Below are 16,092 nucleotides of genomic sequence, written 5' to 3'. Positions count from 1 at the left end.
GAGGGACCTCCATTGTACGAAGACCACCGTAGTTTGACACATGCCGTACTACGAGGACTATCGTACGAGCCGTTCCTCCTGTTCCTCCTGCCGCGACCAAGGGAGTACCCGCTCATGAGCGCCCTCTTCCAGCCCCTCCAGTTGCGTGACACCTCGATCCCGAACCGGGTCTGGATGCCGCCGATGTGCCAGTACTCCGCCGCACCGAAGGGCCCGTCGGCGGGCGTCCCCGGCGACTGGCACTTCGCGCACTACGGCGCACGCGCCGTGGGCGGCACCGGCCTGATCGTCGTCGAGGCCACCGGCGTGTCACCGGAGGGCCGCATCTCCCCGCAGGACCTCGGCCTGTGGAACGACACCCAGGTCGAGGCGTTCCGCCGGATCACGGGCTTCCTGCGGTCCCAGGGCACGGTACCGGCGATCCAGCTGGCCCACGCGGGCCGCAAGGCGTCGACCGCGCAGCCCTGGAAGGGCGGGGCACCGGTGGGCCCGGACGCGCACGGCTGGCAGCCGGTGGCCCCGAGCGCGCTCGCGTTCGACGAGCGGCACCCGGTGCCGATCGAGCTGACGACCACGCAGATCCAGGAGATCGTCGGTCAGTTCGCGGACGCCGCGCGCCGGGCCCTCGCGGCCGGTTTCGAGATCGTCGAGATCCACGGCGCCCACGGCTACCTGATCCACGAGTTCCTGTCACCCCACTCCAACCACCGCACCGACGCCTACGGCGGCTCGTACGAGAACCGCACGCGATTCGCCCTGGAGGTCGTCGACGCCGTGCGTGAGGTGTGGCCCGACGACAAGCCGCTGTTCTTCCGCGTCTCGGCGACCGACTGGCTGGAGGAGGGCGGCTGGACGCCCGACGACACCGTCCGCCTCACCCACGACCTCCGGGCGCACGGCATCGACCTCCTCGACGTCTCCACCGGCGGCAACGTCCCGCGCGTCCGGATCCCGACCGGGCCCGGCTACCAGGTCCCGTTCGCGGCGCGCGTGAAGGCGGACGCCCCACTGCGGGTCGCCGCCGTGGGCCTGATCACCGACGTCGAGCAGGCCGAGAAGATCCTGGCCAACGGCGAGGCCGACGCGGTGCTGCTGGGGCGCGAGCTGCTGCGCGACCCGTCCTGGGCCCAGCACGCGGCGCGGGAGCTGGGCGAGGACGTCCGCATGCCGGCCCAGTACGGCTGGGGCATGTGAGGGCGGCACATCATCGCGCGAAGCGTTGACTAGAAAGCGCTTGCCCTCTACCGTCCGTTCATCAGCATGACCGTCGCGAACGCGCGGAGTCGCCGAGCCCCCACCCGTGCGCCCTCCGCGTTCGCGGCTGCTTCAGCCTGACGCACCTCGTTCACGTACATGTTCCGTGCCACCCCCACCCCTCATGGAAGGGATCAGAACATGACTGCAGCGACACGGCCCCGCGCGCGGCGACGCGCCGCGACCGGCGCGTTGGCCGCACTCGGCCTCTCGGTTGGCATGCTCATGACCTCGGGAGCCTCCCCGGCCCACGCCGCCACCTGGCCGACCCCCAACGGCAGCCAAGGAGTCTCGTCGACCATCCCGGTCTCCGGCACCAAGGACTACGGGATGAAGCGCCTCTACGGCACCGGCGACCTCGGCTCCGGCGGCCAGGACGAGGATCAGGGCCCGATCCTGGAACTGGCCCCCGGCGCCGTCCTCAAGAACGTGATCCTCGGCGCCCCCGCGGCGGACGGCATCCACTGCAAGGGCAGTTGCACCCTGCAGAACGTCTGGTGGGAGGACGTCGGCGAGGACGCGGCCACCTTCCGGGGCTCCTCGTCGTCGAACGTCTACACCGTCTCGGGCGGCGGCGCCAAGGAAGCCGGCGACAAGGTGTTCCAGTTCAACGGCGCGGGCACGCTGAACGTCTCCGACTTCGCCGTCAAGAACTTCGGCACCTTCGTCCGCTCCTGCGGCAACTGCTCGACGCAGTACAAGCGGACGATCAACCTCAACACCATCGAGGTGAACTGGAAGGGCAGCCGGATCGCCGGCATCAACACCAACTACGGCGACAGCGCGACCCTGCGCAACATCACGATCGTCGGGGACAGCGACAAGAAGATCGTCCCGTGCCAGAAGTACATCGGCAACGACGACGGCGACGAGCCCGACTCGAACGGTTCGGGCCCCGACGGCACGCACTGCAAGTACTCGTCGTCCGACATCACCTACAAGTGACGCGGCGAACGAGGGTGGGCTGATCCCGCCGCTTCAGGTCCGGGTGTCCCGCACCCGGACCTGTCCGGCCTGCTCCCGCTGGTAGTCCCTGTAGGCGTCGCGCAGGGCCGTGCCCGGCCAGTGGGCCGGGAGGAGCTCCGGGGGCAGGACCGGGTCGGCGAGCAGGTGGCGCACGACGGCCGCGAAGGCGGTGAGCCGGTCGGCCGGCCGCCGGGCCCGGTCGACCTGGGCGAGCAGCGCCCGGGCGGTGGTGGACCAGGCGTCCAGCGGCCACAGGTCCGCGGCCAGTTCGGAGGCGGGACGGCCGGGGCGCGAGACCCAGCGCTCGGCCACCAGGTCGAGCTCGGCGGGCAGTGGGCGGCGCAGGTTGGCGGGGCGCAGCCAGACGCCCTCGCGGAGTTCGGCGAGGCGCAGGGCGGTCAGCCGGGTGCGCAGGTCGGCGCGTTCGGCGGGAGCGCGCCCCGACGCGGTGATCAGGATCATCTCCCAGTCGCCCTCCCACGCGCGCGTGTGCGGGCGGACGGCCTCGTCCTGGCGCCGTTGGCGCTCCAGCAGCCGCTCGCTGAGGCGGTAGCCGGTGTCCGTGCGCCGCAGGTCACCGGCGGCGACCATCCGGCTCAGTGCCGCGCGCAGGGTGGACCCGCCGACATCGAAGCCCTCGACGAGCCGCACCAGCTCCCGCACCGGCAGTTCGGGGCGACGGGTGCCGAGCAGCAGACTCAGGACGACCGACCGCGCGGACAGCGGGCGCAGCGTGAGCTCGCCGGGGGGCACGGAGTCGTTCATCCGCGTGGGCACGTGTCGTCCATCCACATGAGCACGTACTGTACGTGCGCCTTGTGTGTTGCACTATTGCTGCGGTCGCAGGAGTAGTGCAACATTCCTGTCATGACGACACTCGCGCAGGAGCCGTACGAGGAGTCCGCGGGCCATCACGAGGGGTACGCCACGCACGACGTCACCAATCAGCCCCCTCCCCCGGCCCCTTATGACGCCTCCGACGACACGGCCCTGCTGGAGGGGTTGCGGCGGGAGGACGCCGGATGGGCCGAGGAGGACCTGCGGCGGCTCGGCAGGCGGGCGGGGAGCGCGGAGGCGCAGGAGTGGGGCGACCTGGCCAACCGCCACGAGCCCGTGCTGCGCACGCACGACCGGTACGGCAACCGGGTCGACGAGGTCGAGTACCACCCGAGCTGGCACCACCTGATGCGCGTGGCGGTCGGCGAGGGGCTGGCGGGCGCGCCCTGGGCCGACGACCGGCCGGGCGCCCATGTCGCGCGGACCGCGGGCGGGCTGGTGTGGGGACACACCGAGGCCGGCCACGGGTGCCCGACCTCGATGACCTACGCGGCCGTCCCCGCGCTGCGTGCACAGCCCGAGCTGGCGAGGGTCTACGAGCCGCTGCTGACCGGCCGGGAGTACGAGCCGGGGCTGCGCACGCCCACGGAGAAGCGGGGCCTGCTGGCCGGCATGGGGATGACCGAGAAGCAGGGCGGCTCCGACGTCCGGACGAACACCACGGCGGCCGCCCCGACCGCCGAGCCCGGCGTCCACACGCTGCGCGGGCACAAGTGGTTCACGTCGGCGCCGATGTGCGACGTGTTCCTGGTGCTGGCGCAGGCGCCCGCGGGCCTGTCGTGCTTCCTGGTGCCGCGTGTGCTGCCCGACGGCAGCCGCAACACCTTCCGCATCCAGCGGCTGAAGGACAAGCTCGGCAACCGGTCCAACGCCTCTTCCGAGCCCGAGTTCGACGGCACGGTCGCCTGGCTGGTCGGGCCCGAGGGACAGGGCGTCAAGACGATCATCGAGATGGTCAACTGCACGCGGCTGGACTGTGTGATGGCCTCGGCGACGCTGATGCGCAAGACGCTCGTAGAGGCCGGGCACCACGTACGGCATCGCAGCGCGTTCGGCGCCCGGCTGGTCGACCAGCCGCTGATGCGCAACGTCCTGGCCGACCTGGCGCTGGAGTCCGAGGCCGCGACGACGCTCACCCTGCGACTGGCGGGTGCGGCGGACCGCGCGGTGCGCGGGGACGCCGGGGAGGCCGCGTTCCGGCGGATCGCCACCGCCGTCGGCAAGTACTGGGTGACCAAGCGGGGTCCGGCGTTCACCGCGGAGGCCCTGGAGTGCCTGGGCGGCAACGGCTACGTGGAGGAGTCGGGCATGCCCCGGCACTACCGCGAGGCTCCGCTGCTGTCGATCTGGGAGGGCTCGGGGAACGTCAACGCCCTCGACGTGCTGCGGGCGCTCGGCCGCTCCCCCGCCGCCGCGCACGCCCTCTTCGACGAACTCGCCCTCGCGCGCGGGGCGGACGCCCGGCTGGACGCCGCCGTGGCCCGGCTGGAGTCGGGGCTGGCGGCGGCGTCCGAGACCGGCGCCCGACGCCTGGTGGAACTGATGGCCCTCACCCTCCAGGCCTCCCTCCTGGTCCGGCACGCCCCGCCCGCCGTCGCCGACGCCTTCTGCGCGACCCGGCTCGGCGGCGACTGGGGGCACGCCTTCGGCACGCTGCCGACCGGGGCCGATCTCGACGGCATCCTGGCGCGGGCGCTGCCGGGCGAGGGCTGAGCGGCTCGCGGGGGCCTCTCGCCGGACCCGACGCCACCGCTCTGACCTGCGCCGACAGCCTTTCCAGAGGTGACTGTCAGTGCCGGGGTGCAGACTGGCCCGTGTCCGAGACAAAGGCGTCGACGACGACGCCGCGGAGGTGATCGGCATGACCGAGGTACTGCTCGCCGTGGGCACCCGCAAGGGCCTGTTCATCGGGCGCCGGCGGGGTGGCACCTGGGAGTTCGACGAGAGTCCCTACTTCAACGCACAGGCCGTCTACTCGGTCGCCCTCGACACCCGCGGCGACACCCCGCGGCTGCTGGCCGGCGGGGACAGCGCGCACTGGGGTCCGTCGGTGTTCCACTCCGACGACCTGGGCCGGACCTGGACGGAACCGGCGCAGCCGGCCGTCAAGTTCCCCAAGGAGACCGGCGCTTCCCTGGAGCGGGTGTGGCAGCTGCACCCGGCCGCCGCGGAACCGGACGTGGTCTACGCGGGCACGGAACCGGCCGCGCTGTACCGCTCGGAGGACCGCGGCGAGAGCTTCGAACTGGTCCGGCCCCTGTGGGAGCACCCCACGCGGTCCCAGTGGGTGCCGGGCGGCGGCGGCGAGGGGCTGCACACCGTGCTCACCGACGAGCGGGACCCGAAGTCGGTGACGGTAGCCGTCTCGACCGCCGGCGTGTTCCGCACGGTGGACGGCGGCGCGAGCTGGGCGCCGTCCAACTCCGGTGTCTCCGCGGTCTTCCTGCCGGACCCGGACCCGGAGTTCGGCCAGTGCGTGCACAAGGTCGCGCGGGACGCGGCGGCCCCGGACCGGCTGTATCTGCAGAACCACTGGGGCGTGTACCGCAGCGACGACGCCGGCGCGCACTGGACGGACATCGGCGAGGGGCTGCCTTCCACGTTCGGTTTCGCCGTGGCGGCCCATCCGCACCGCGGCGACACGGCGTACGTCTTCCCGATCAACGCCGACGCGGACCGGGTCCCGGCGGAGCGCCGCTGCCGGGTCTACCGCACGGCTGACGCGGGCAAGAGCTGGGAGCCGCTCACGGCGGGACTGCCCCAGGAGGACCACTACGGCACCGTGCTGCGCGACGCGCTGTGCACCGACGACGAGGAACAGGCGGGCGTGTACTTCGGCAACCGCAACGGCGAGGTGTTCGCGTCGGCCGACGACGGCGACAGCTGGCGGCAGTTGGCCTCGCACCTGCCGGACGTGCTGTGTGTGCGGGCCGCGGCCGTCGGATGAACCTGATCGGGGGGACCGGTCTTGGCCACCGGTTGATCGGCGTCACCCGTACGGCAGTAGGGTGACGCCCGTGGCACCACGACCCTTGCATGAAATCGTCGAAGCGGGCTGGGCGCAGGCCCTGGAACCCGTCGCCGGGCGGATCACCTCGATGGGTGACTTCCTGCGCGCGGAGATCGCCGCCGGACGCACCTATCTCCCGGCCGGATCGAATGTCCTACGGGCCTTCCAGCAGCCCTTCGACGACGTCCGGGTCCTGATCGTCGGACAGGACCCGTATCCGACCCCGGGGCACGCGGTGGGGCTGTCGTTCTCGGTCGCGCCCGAGGTGCGTCCGCTGCCCGGCAGCCTCGTCAACATCTTCCGGGAGCTGAACACCGACCTCAATCTGCCGCAGCCCTCCAACGGGGACCTGACCCCGTGGACCAGACAGGGGGTGCTGCTGCTCAACAGGGCGCTCACCACGGCCCCGCGCAAGCCCGCCGCCCACCGCGGCAAGGGCTGGGAGGAGGTCACCGAACAGGCGATCCGCGCCCTGGCGGCGCGCGGCAAGCCGATGGTGTCCATCCTGTGGGGCCGCGACGCCCGCAATCTGCGACCGCTGCTCGGCGACCTGCCGTCCGTGGAGTCCGCGCACCCGTCCCCGATGTCCGCCGACCGGGGTTTCTTCGGCTCCCGTCCGTTCAGCCGGGCCAACGACCTGCTGGTCCGACTCGGAGGTCAGCCGGTCGACTGGCGCCTGCCGTGACCGGCGGCTTCCTGGCAGTGGACTCCGGTGGCTCGGGTCTGCGTGTCGTCGTCGGCACGGCCGGCGGCGACGGACCCGGTCCTGACGGGCTCGGGCGGCGTGCGTCGCGGGAGCCCGTCCGCACCGGTGCGCGCGGCATCGACCCCGGGCACCTGATGGCGCAACTTGTCCCCATGGCCAGGGCGTTGACCGCCGAGACCGGTGTGACCGGGCTCGGCACCGTGGTCGTCGGGGCCGCCGGCCTGGCCACCCTGGGCGACGCCCTGCGCGCCGAACTGCCGGGCGCGCTGGCCCGGGAGCTGGGTGCGCGGACGGTCGCGCTGGTCGCCGACGCCGTCACCGCGTACGTCGGCGCGATCGGCCCCCGGGCCGGAGCGGTGGTCGCCGCCGGCACCGGCCTGATCGCCACCGGCACGGATCTGACCCGCTGGCGCCGGGCAGACGGCTGGGGACATCTGCTGGGCGACTGCGGGGGCGGCGCGTGGATCGGGCGGGCGGGGCTGGAGGCCGCGCTGCGCGCCCACGACGGGCGCGAGGGCGGCTCCGCGCTGCTGCTGGCCCGGGCCGAGGAACGGTTCGGGCCGGTGGCGGGGCTGCCCGGTCGGCTGTACCCGCGTACGGACCGCCCCGCCGTCCTCGCCTCCTTCGCGCCCGACGTCGCCGCCTGCGCCGCCGACGACCCCGTGGCGGCGGACGTCCTGCGGGCCGCCGCCCGGCACATGGCCGACTCGGCCGCCGCGGTCTGCCCCTCATGGGGCGAGCCCCGCGTCGCGGTCACCGGTGGCCTGCTGAAGATGGGCGACGCCCTCGTCGTACCGCTGGAGGAGGAACTCGCGAAGCGGCTGCCGCATGCGCGGCGGGTCGCCGCCGAGGGTGATCCGCTGCGCGGTTCGGCGCGGATCGCGGCCGCCCTGGCGACCGGGTCATTCACCCTCCCGAGTGACGACAGGATGCTGTGGGTGACGACCGTGCCGGACGGCCGATAAGCGGTGCGCCGGTGGGGTGAATCGTGCCGATGTCGGCCGATCCGTACATCACTCATCAGACAAAACCGGACGGATACCGCTCACCTGCACCCTCCCCGAACAGGGAAACCCAGGAAACCAGTAACATGCGGCGCCATGAGCTCCCCCACTGGGCCCGCGTCCGGCCTGCCAGTACGAATGCCGCGCCCCCGCCAGCCCGGACGGCACCGCCGTCCCGAACCCCTGGTGGCTCCCGAGGGCGCGCCGGCGCTCGTCCTCGCGGTGCCGGGGACGCCCAGTAGCGCCACCCGAGGCCTCGCCGACGAGGTCATCAGCATCGCCCGCTCCGAGCTGCCCGGCCTCGACGCCCGGGTCGGCCACCTCGAAGGGGACGACGAGGAGTTCCTCTCCCTGTCGACCGTCCTCGTGCGTGCCGCCGAGGAGCGCACCGCCCGCTACGAGCAGGCGCGCGCCGCCGGCATGGAGGTGAAGGAGCCCGACGGCCCCGTCGCCGTCGTCGTGCCGCTGCTCGCCGGCCCGGACAACGCGTTGCTGCGCCGGATCCGGCAGGCCGTCATGGACAGCCGGATCGCGGCCGAGCTGACCGACGTGCTCGGTCCGCACCCGCTGCTGGCCGAGGCGCTGCACGTGCGGCTCTCCGAGGCCGGTCTGGCCCGCGCCGACCGTGCCCGTCTGTTCACCGTGGCCACCGCCGCGGACGGCATCATCCTGGCCTCCGTGGGCGGTGACGAGGCCGTCCAGGCGGCCGGGATCACCGGCATGCTGCTCGCCGCGCGCCTCGCCGTGCCGGTGATGGCGGCGGCCCTGGACGAGGAGGGCTCGATCGCCTCCGTGGCGGAGCAGCTGCGTTCCTCGGGTTCGCAGCAGCTGGCGCTCGCGCCGTACCTGATCGGCCCGGAGATCGAGGCGTCCCTGCTGGAGGGGGCGGCCACGGAGGTGGGCTGCTCCACCGCCGAGCCGCTCGGCCCCTACCCCGCGATCGGCAAGCTGGCGCTGGCCAAGTACACGACGGCGCTGGGCATCTCGCCGCAGCAGCCGCAGGGCACGCCGGTCCGCTGACACGCGCGGTCGCGCGGGAACGCGACGGTCGCGCGGGACATGTGCGACTGACGGGACATGTACGACTGAAAGGGCCCGCTCCCGTGGAGGAGCGGGCCCTTCGTCATGCCCTTCTCGTCACGTGCGCGGGTTCGTCACGTGCGCAGGCTCGTCACGTGCGCGGGCCCCCGCCGGGTCAGCCGAAGACCACGCAGGACGCCGCCGGCACCGCGAGTGAACCGGAGCGCCGCGGCACCCCGGTCGCAGGGCCGAGGTCGAACCAGGTCACGTCTCCGGAACGCTCGTTGGCCACGTACAGGAAGCCGTCGGACTCGGCGATCTCCCGTGGCCAGTGCCCGCCGCAGGGCACGGTCCCGAACAGCCGGAGCCCGTCCGGCTCCACGACGAACACGGACAGGACGTCCTCGCCGCGGGTCGCGGTCCACACGAAGCGGCCGTCGGGCGAGACCACGATGCCGGACGGGAAGGCGTCGCCGGTCGGCGCCCCGGGCAGCACCGGCGCCTCGGTGAGGGGCTGCAGTACGCCGTCGGCGGCGTCCCAGCGGCAGACGGTGACGGTGGGCGCCAGTTCGTTGACCACGTAGGCGCGGGTGCCGTCCGGGTGGAAGGCCAGGTGGCGCGGGCCCGAGCCGGGACGCAGCGCAATCTCCCGGTGCACGGCGAGGGCGCCGTCCGCCAGGGTGCAGACCCGCACCGAGTCGGTGCCGAGGTCCACGCTGACGGCCCACCGCCCGCTCGGGTCGGGCCGCACCTGGTGGGCGTGGGGCCCCTGCTGGCGCTGGGCGTGCGGGCCCGAGCCGGTGTGCTGGAGGACGCCGGACGCGGCCCGGGCGAGGGCACCGTCGGGGCGGACCGGCACGGCGGTGACGCTGCCGGAGCCGTAGTTGGCGGTCAGGACGTGCCCGTCGTACAGGCTGAGGTGGGTGGGGCCGTCGCCTCCCACCGGTACCGGCCGCCCGGCGGGCTCGGGCTTGTCCCCGGCCACGCGATAGGCGGCCACCGCGCCCTCCGCCGTCTCACTGACGGCGTAGAGCATGTCCCCGTCGGGTGCCAGGGCCAGGTAGGAGGGGTCGGGCACGCGGTCCGTGCCGCTCAGGACCGTGAGCGCGCCACTGTCGGGGGCGACGGCCGCCGTCAGGATGCCGGGGCCGCCGGCCGCCGTGAACGACCCGATGTATGCCCGCCGCTGCCGCCTGCCAACGTCCGCCACCGTTGCTCCCTCTCGTCCCGTGTCGTCCCGTGTCGTCCCGCGCTCGGCGAGTGCCGACTGATCGTCTGCCCCGGGGCGACGGTAGCAGTCGATCAGCTGCGGTCTAGACCAAATGGGTGGCGCGGCGCCGGACGGCTCAGGCGCCGACGAGCGGCGAGCCGGAGGGGGCCCGCAGGGGTGCGGCTAGTTCGGCCAGGGCGCGTTCCAGGCCGTGGAGGTGGGCCAACGCGGGCTCGGTGGCGCGCGGACCGTCCGCGTGGGCGGGAACGGCCCGCCCGCCGGTGAGTGCCTCGACCGCGGTCTCGACACGCCAGCACGCGGCGGCCAGCCGGGCGTCGTGCGAGGCTTCGGGGTCGGCGGCGACGGCGACCAGGCCGCGGATCTCCCGGGCGCAGTCGTCGAGCAGGGCGAGTACGCGGCGGGCACGCCGCTTGCGGCCGTACATCGGGTTCAGCGGGTGCACGAGCGGGGCGATCGACATCCGTACCCGGCCGAGCAGCTGCTCCAGTTCGGCCACGCGCGGAGCCGGGTCGGCGCCCCCGGTGCCGGCGAGCCGGGCGGCGGCCTCGGCGGTGCAGGCGTGGACGCAGCGCAGGGCGCGCTGGATCCAGGCGTCGGTGACGGCGTGCGTGGTGACGGGCAGGACGACGAGCACCGCGAGTACGGCGCCGAGCGCTCCCACGCCGGTCTCGACGAGCCGCAGGGCGAGCAGGCCGGGGCTGAGGAGGTCCAGGAGGCCGTAGAGCAGCTCGGCGAGCAGGGTCACGCAGAGCATCATCCAGGTGTAGGAGACCGCGGCGGTGTAGAAGATGCCGAAGACGCAGGCGGCGACGAGCACGGCCGTGGGCACCGCGGATCCGGCCAGCGGGACGGCGATCAGGAAGCCGAGGCCGATACCGACGACGGTGCCGAGGACCCGGCGGAAGCCGCGGACCAGGGTCTCGCCGCGCGAGGTGGTGTTGACGAACACCCACCAGGTGGCGCCGACGGCCCAGTACCAGCGCTCGTCGGACACCAGCTGGCCCACGACCAGGGCGAAGCCGGCGCCGATGGTGGCCTGGACGGCCTGGCGGGTGGTGATCCGGGCGAGTCCGGTGCCGGCGGGCGGCGCGGGAGCGGCGGGCGGGGGCAGGCGGCGCTCGTAGCACCACAGGCCGAAGCGCATCGCCGCGGCGGCGGCCACGGACAGCAGGACGGCGGCGAACATCTCGGGCAGCCGGTCCGTGGTCGCGTGCAGGAACTGGGCGATGAAGAAGGTCATGAAGGCGAACACGCCGAGGCTGTGCCCGCGCGGGCCCCAGCGCCGGGCGTACACGCCCGCGCCGACGACGGCGAGGAAGGTGAGGTCCCTGGCCACGGGGAGGTCGTGCAGGGCGGCCGCGGCGGTCAGCACGGGCAGTCCGACGACCGGCAGCAGCACGGTGGTGACCGCCTGCCCGCGCACGGTGGCGTCGGTGACGGTGAACAGCGCGAGCAGCGCGGCGAGCCCGCCGATGACGGCGCCCACCAGAGAGGTACCGGCCAGGCCGCAGACGACGACGGCCAGCCCGATGCCGAGGACGGCCCGCGCGGCGAACCGCAGCCGGGACCGACCCGGGTCCGGGCTCACGAACACCCTCTTCAGCACTGATTACCGCCCCCTCGCACACTGGCGCACACTGACCCGAAGTCACTGGCACGTCACCGGCCATGTCACTGGCATGAAAAAGGCGCCGCGGGATCCGCAGCGCCATCGACCCTCCTATAGGAGCATCTCTGCCACCACTGGCTCAACAGGCTCGCGCTGGAGTGGTCCATTGGTACAGTGATCACGGCATTCCTACGGCCACCGAAGAGCCAATGGCCGACGAGGGGAGCAGGGCGCCATGGCCGTCGACGAACTCGACACCCGCATCCTGCGGCTGCTGCTGGAGCAGCCGCGCACCAGCGTGCGCGAGTACGCCCGCCTTCTCGGCGTCGCCCGCGGCACGCTCCAGGCACGGCTCGACCGGCTGGAGCGGGACGGTGTGATCACCGGCACCGCGCCGTCCCTCTCCCCCGCCGCGCTGGGCCACCCGGTGCTCGCCTTCGTGCACATCGAGGTCACCCAGGGCCACCTGGACGAGGTGGGCGAGGCACTGGCGGCCGTCCCGGAGATCGTCGAGGCCTTCTCCATCACGGGCGGCGGAGACCTGCTGACCCGGGTCGTGGCCCGGGACAACGCGCACCTTGAGGACGTGGTCCAGAAGCTGATCAGCCTGCCGGGGGTGGTCCGCACCCGCAGCGAGGTGGCGCTGCGCGAGCGCGTCCCGCACCGGCTGCTGCCCCTGGTGGAGTCGATCGGGCGCACGGCGCGAAAGTGATCGTCGACCCCTCGTGGATCCTTGGCATCCTGGACCCCATGAGCACTCTCGGCGGCCTCTCGGTCATCTTCGATCTCGACGGAACGCTCGTGGACAGCGAGCCGAACTATTTCGAGGCGGGCCGGCAGACCCTCGCCGAGTACGGCGTACCGGACTTCACCTGGACGGACCACGAGGGATATGTGGGCATCAGCACCCAGGAGACGGTCGCCGACTGGAAGCGGCGGTACGGGCTGCGCGCCCCCGTGGAGGAACTGCTCGCCGTCAAGAACCGCCACTATCTGGAGCTGGCCCGCACCTCCGCCCGTGCGTACCCGGAGATGCGGAAGTTCGTCGAACTGCTGGCGGGCGAGGGCGTGCCGCTGGCGGTGGCGTCGGGTTCCTCGCCCGAGGCCATCGAGGCGATCCTGTCCCGCACCGGCCTGGACGCGCATCTGCGCACGGTCCTCTCGGCCGACGAGGTCGCGCAGGGCAAGCCCGCACCCGACGTCTTCCTGGAGGCGGCGCGCCGGCTCGGGGCGCACCCGGCCGACTGCGTGGTGCTGGAGGACGCCGCCCCCGGGGCCGCCGCGGCGCACGCGGCCGGAATGCGCTGCATCGCGATCCCGTACGTCGCGGCGCAGGCCGACGCCCCGGAGTTCGCCGGCGCCGGGCTGCTGCTGCGCGGCGGGCAGGGCGAGTTCACCGCGCGGGCGGCGTACGACTGGCTCGTGCGCGCGGCGCGGCCCGCCCAGCCGGACGTCCGTGACCATACTCGTCGGTAACGTTGACGCTCCCCCACCTGCTGCCTATCTTCTGGACGATCTTCCGAACGCCGTTCGATATATCGAAAGAATCGAGGAGCACATGGCAGCGCCCCTCTCCCGGCGGACCCTTCTGCTGGCCACGGCGATCGCCGCGGGCACGCCCGCGCTCTCGTACGCGGCGAGCGGCCGGCCCGGCGCGACGCCCCAGGCACCGGCCGCGCTCGCGGGCCCCGGGGCACCGGCCGCCTGGTCCGTACGACCGTTCGGGCTGGAGGAGGTGACGCTCGGCCGGGGCGTCTTCGCCGACAAGCGGCGGCTGATGCTGGACCACGCCCGCGGCTACGACGTGAACCGGCTGCTCCAGGTCTTCCGCGCCAACGCCGGTCTCTCCACCCTCGGTGCCGTCGCCCCCGGCGGCTGGGAGGGACTGGACGGCGAGGCCAACGGCAACCTCCGCGGTCACTACACCGGCCACTTCCTGACCATGCTGTCCCAGGCGTACCGCGGCACCGGGGAACGGGTCTTCGCCGAGCGGATCGGCACCATGGTCGGCGCGCTGACCGAGGTGCGCGAGGCCCTGCGCCACGCTCCCGCCGTGCTGAGCACGCAGGGCCGCTTCGGCACCGCCGCCGAGAACGTGCGCGGCTCCCACCAGTACGTCGACCTGCCCGCCGGTGTCCTCGGCGACACCCCGGCGATCACGCTGGCCGCCTGGGTCAAGCCCACCCACGGCGGCGACTGGGCCCGCGTCCTCGACTTCGGCGACGACACCAACCGCTACCTCTACCTCGCCGCCCGCAACGCCGACGGCGTACCGCGCTTCGCCCTCACCGACAGCGGTGCCGCGGGCGAGCAGGGCCTCGACGGCACGGCCGCGCTGCCCCTGGACGAGTGGAGTCACCTGGCCGTGACCCTCGCGGACGGCACCGGCACGCTCTACGTCGACGGCACCGCCGTGGCCCGGAACACGGCCATGACCCTGACCCCGGCGGCCCTCGGCCCGCTCGCCCACCACTGGCTGGGCCGCTCGCACTACCCCGCAGACCCCGTCTTCGCGGGCGCTTTCGACGAGTTCGACGTCTGGTCACGCGCCCTGAGCGCCGCCGAGATCGGCGCCTTGCGGGAGCGCCGCGCCGCCGAGGCCCCGGCCGGCCGGGGCGACCTGGCGTCGTACGCCTTCGAGGAGACCACCGGCGGGACGTTCGCCGACGCCTCCGGCCGGGGGCTGACGGCCACCCTGCGCCGGACGTGGGGCGGGCCCAGCCATCCCGGGTTCCTCGCGGCGTACCCGGAGACGCAGTTCATCGAGCTGGAGTCGATGACGGGCAGTGACTACACCAAGGTCTGGGCGCCGTACTACACCGCGCACAAGATCCTCCGGGGTCTGCTCGACGCCCACCTCGCCACCGGCGACGCACGGGCTCTGGACCTCGCGTCCGGCATGTGCGACTGGATGTACGCGCGGCTGTCCGCGCTGCCCGCGGCCACCCTGCAGCGGATGTGGGGGATCTTCTCCAGCGGTGAGTTCGGCGGCATCGTCGAGGCGATCTGCGATCTGCACGCCGTCACCGGCACGGCGGAACATCTCGCACTGGCCCGCCTCTTCGACCTCGACCGGCTGATCGACGCCTGCGCCGAGAACACCGACCTCCTCGACGGCCTGCACGCCAACCAGCACATACCGATCTTCACCGGCCTGGTGCGGCTGTACGACGAGACGGGCGAGGAGCGCTACCTCACCGCGGCGAGGAACTTCTGGGGCATGGTCGTGCCGCACCGCATGTACGCCATCGGCGGCACCAGCACCGGCGAGTTCTGGAAGGCCCGGGACGTGATCGCGGGCACGATCGGGGCCACCACGGCCGAGACCTGCTGCGCGTACAACATGCTCAAGCTGAGCCGGACCCTGTTCTTCCACGACCAGGACCCGGCGTACATGGACTACTACGAGCGGGCCCTGTACAACCAGATCCTCGGCTCCAAGCAGGACGAGCCGGACGCGGAGAAGCCGCTCGTCACCTACTTCGTCGGGCTGACGCCCGGTCACGTGCGCGACTACACCCCCAAGCAGGGCACGACCTGCTGCGAGGGCACCGGGATGGAGAGCGCCACCAAGTACCAGGACTCGGTGTACTTCGCCGCGGCCGACGGCAGCGCCCTGTACGTCAACCTCTACAGCCGCTCCACCCTGACCTGGGCCGCGCGGGGAGTCACCGTCACCCAGACCACGGACTACCCCCGGGAGCAGGGCAGCACCCTCGTCATCGGCGGCGGCAGTGCCTCCTTCGCGCTGCGGCTGCGGGTGCCGTCGTGGGCCACGGCGGGATTCCGCGTCACCGTCAACGGGCGCGCCGTGCCGGGGACTCCGACGCCGGGGAGCTACTTCACCGTGTCCCGGACCTGGCGCCGGGGGGACACCGTGCGTATCCGGGTACCCTTCCGGCTGCGGGTGGAGAAGGCCCTCGACGACCCGTCGCTGCAGGCCCTGTTCTACGGTCCGGTCAACCTGGTCGGCCGCAATCCGTCGACCGACGTCCTGGAGTGCGGTCTGTACCGCAACGCGGGTCTCTCCGGCGACCTGCTGCCCACGCTGACCCCCGTGTCCGGCGAGCCGCTCCACTACACGCTGGACGGCACCGAGTGGGCGCCGTTCGCCGAGGGGACCGAGGACCCGACGCACGCCTACTTCCGCCGCTCGGAACCCCGGGTGATCCTCGGCGGCACCGACTCGGGCGTCGCCAACCCGGCGAAGGACGACGGCACCACACTGCTCGACGAGATATGGGCCGCGGCCCCGTTCCGCGCCAAGGGCGCGCTGGTGATGCACGTGCGGTCCACGGTGGACGCGTGGGTGGAGGCCGGGCTGCTCGGGGGCGACGAGGGCGAGCGGGTGGTGCGGACCGCTCGGAGGGCGTCGTACGCGGACTAGCCGTACGCGGACGAGCCGTACGCGGACTGACGGGACCGATGGAGTGAAGGGACCGACGGGAGCAAGTT

13 protein-coding genes are annotated in these 16,092 nt (G+C 73.1%); 10 read left to right on the top strand and 3 right to left on the bottom strand.

Going from position 1 to position 16,092, the window contains the following annotated elements; all coding sequences use genetic code 11:
- Window positions 1–114: 114 nt before the first annotated feature.
- Both ACFW48_RS04945 and ACFW48_RS04940 read left to right on the top strand, forming a co-directional pair.
- Complete coding sequence (locus ACFW48_RS04945; RefSeq protein ID WP_386310523.1) at window positions 115–1,194, top strand: NADH:flavin oxidoreductase/NADH oxidase; 1,080 nt, start codon at window positions 115–117, stop codon at window positions 1,192–1,194.
- 201 nt (window positions 1,195–1,395) lie between these two features.
- Window positions 1,396–2,199 (top strand): pectate lyase, encoded by an 804-nt coding sequence (locus ACFW48_RS04940; RefSeq protein ID WP_386310521.1) that lies wholly within the window; start codon window positions 1,396–1,398, stop codon window positions 2,197–2,199.
- 33 nt (window positions 2,200–2,232) lie between these two features.
- On the opposite strand, the gene ACFW48_RS04935 is transcribed toward ACFW48_RS04940, so the two are convergent.
- On the bottom strand, window positions 2,233–2,985 hold the full coding sequence (locus ACFW48_RS04935; RefSeq protein WP_386311108.1) for a PaaX family transcriptional regulator C-terminal domain-containing protein: 753 nt from the start codon (window positions 2,983–2,985) through the stop codon (window positions 2,233–2,235).
- Window positions 2,986–3,087: 102 nt separating this feature from the next.
- Here ACFW48_RS04935 and ACFW48_RS04930 point away from each other — a divergent pair, with 102 nt between their 5' ends.
- The 5 genes from ACFW48_RS04930 (at window position 3,088) to ACFW48_RS04910 (ending at window position 8,797) form a co-directional block, all read left to right on the top strand.
- A complete protein-coding gene (locus tag ACFW48_RS04930; RefSeq protein WP_386310520.1) occupies window positions 3,088–4,770 on the top strand; it encodes a DNA alkylation response protein in 1,683 nt (560 codons plus the stop codon).
- Window positions 4,771–4,849: 79 nt separating this feature from the next.
- Window positions 4,850–6,004 (top strand): WD40/YVTN/BNR-like repeat-containing protein, encoded by a 1,155-nt coding sequence (locus ACFW48_RS04925; protein ID WP_386310519.1) that lies wholly within the window; start codon window positions 4,850–4,852, stop codon window positions 6,002–6,004.
- A 70-nt stretch (window positions 6,005–6,074) separates the two neighbouring features.
- On the top strand, window positions 6,075–6,752 hold the full coding sequence (locus ACFW48_RS04920) for a uracil-DNA glycosylase (protein ID WP_386310517.1): 678 nt from the start codon (window positions 6,075–6,077) through the stop codon (window positions 6,750–6,752).
- On the top strand, window positions 6,749–7,738 hold the full coding sequence (locus tag ACFW48_RS04915) for an N-acetylglucosamine kinase (RefSeq protein WP_386310516.1): 990 nt from the start codon (window positions 6,749–6,751) through the stop codon (window positions 7,736–7,738). The genes ACFW48_RS04920 and ACFW48_RS04915 overlap by 4 nt, the downstream gene beginning before the upstream one ends.
- A gap of 135 nt (window positions 7,739–7,873) precedes the next feature.
- Complete coding sequence (locus tag ACFW48_RS04910; RefSeq protein ID WP_386310514.1) at window positions 7,874–8,797, top strand: sirohydrochlorin chelatase; 924 nt, start codon at window positions 7,874–7,876, stop codon at window positions 8,795–8,797.
- A gap of 175 nt (window positions 8,798–8,972) precedes the next feature.
- Here ACFW48_RS04910 and ACFW48_RS04905 read toward each other — a convergent pair whose 3' ends face one another.
- Window positions 8,973–10,007 carry a lactonase family protein gene (locus tag ACFW48_RS04905; protein ID WP_386310512.1) on the bottom strand — a complete coding sequence of 345 codons (1,035 nt, stop codon included), beginning with the start codon at window positions 10,005–10,007 and terminating at the stop codon, window positions 8,973–8,975.
- A gap of 136 nt (window positions 10,008–10,143) precedes the next feature.
- Window positions 10,144–11,634: an FUSC family protein gene (locus ACFW48_RS04900; protein WP_386310510.1), complete on the bottom strand. Its 1,491-nt coding sequence runs from the start codon at window positions 11,632–11,634 to the stop codon at window positions 10,144–10,146.
- A 238-nt stretch (window positions 11,635–11,872) separates the two neighbouring features.
- Between ACFW48_RS04900 and ACFW48_RS04895 the strand changes: the two genes are divergently transcribed.
- The 3 genes from ACFW48_RS04895 to ACFW48_RS04885 all read left to right on the top strand — a co-directional run bounded on the left by ACFW48_RS04895 (window position 11,873) and on the right by ACFW48_RS04885 (window position 16,024).
- Window positions 11,873–12,349, top strand: coding sequence for an Lrp/AsnC family transcriptional regulator (locus ACFW48_RS04895; RefSeq protein WP_055420586.1), 477 nt, complete (start codon window positions 11,873–11,875; stop codon window positions 12,347–12,349).
- A 38-nt stretch (window positions 12,350–12,387) separates the two neighbouring features.
- On the top strand, window positions 12,388–13,113 hold the full coding sequence (locus tag ACFW48_RS04890) for an HAD family hydrolase (protein WP_386310508.1): 726 nt from the start codon (window positions 12,388–12,390) through the stop codon (window positions 13,111–13,113).
- Between the two features lie 82 nt (window positions 13,114–13,195).
- Complete coding sequence (locus ACFW48_RS04885; protein ID WP_386310506.1) at window positions 13,196–16,024, top strand: beta-L-arabinofuranosidase domain-containing protein; 2,829 nt, start codon at window positions 13,196–13,198, stop codon at window positions 16,022–16,024.
- Window positions 16,025–16,092 lie beyond the last annotated feature (68 nt).

Origin of the sequence: Streptomyces sp. NPDC058812, from assembly GCF_042744565.1 — a bacterium.
In the GTDB taxonomy this organism is placed as follows: Bacteria; Actinomycetota; Actinomycetes; order Streptomycetales; family Streptomycetaceae; genus Streptomyces; species Streptomyces thinghirensis.
This window is presented reverse-complemented; position numbering and strand designations above follow the sequence as displayed.

Excerpts from the sequence above, each read along its gene's own strand:
- ACFW48_RS04890 (WP_386310508.1), top strand. The coding sequence starts at position 12,388 with ATGAGCACTCTCGGCGGCCTCTCGGTCATCTTCGATCTCGACGGAACG.
- ACFW48_RS04945 (WP_386310523.1), top strand. The coding sequence starts at position 115 with ATGAGCGCCCTCTTCCAGCCCCTCCAGTTGCGTGACACCTCGATCCCG.
- ACFW48_RS04940 (WP_386310521.1), top strand. The coding sequence starts at position 1,396 with ATGACTGCAGCGACACGGCCCCGCGCGCGGCGACGCGCCGCGACCGGC.
- ACFW48_RS04910 (WP_386310514.1), top strand. The coding sequence starts at position 7,874 with ATGAGCTCCCCCACTGGGCCCGCGTCCGGCCTGCCAGTACGAATGCCG.
- ACFW48_RS04885 (WP_386310506.1), top strand. The coding sequence starts at position 13,196 with ATGGCAGCGCCCCTCTCCCGGCGGACCCTTCTGCTGGCCACGGCGATC.
- ACFW48_RS04895 (WP_055420586.1), top strand. The coding sequence starts at position 11,873 with ATGGCCGTCGACGAACTCGACACCCGCATCCTGCGGCTGCTGCTGGAG.
- ACFW48_RS04930 (WP_386310520.1), top strand. The coding sequence starts at position 3,088 with ATGACGACACTCGCGCAGGAGCCGTACGAGGAGTCCGCGGGCCATCAC.
- ACFW48_RS04935 (WP_386311108.1), bottom strand. The coding sequence starts at position 2,985 with ATGAACGACTCCGTGCCCCCCGGCGAGCTCACGCTGCGCCCGCTGTCC.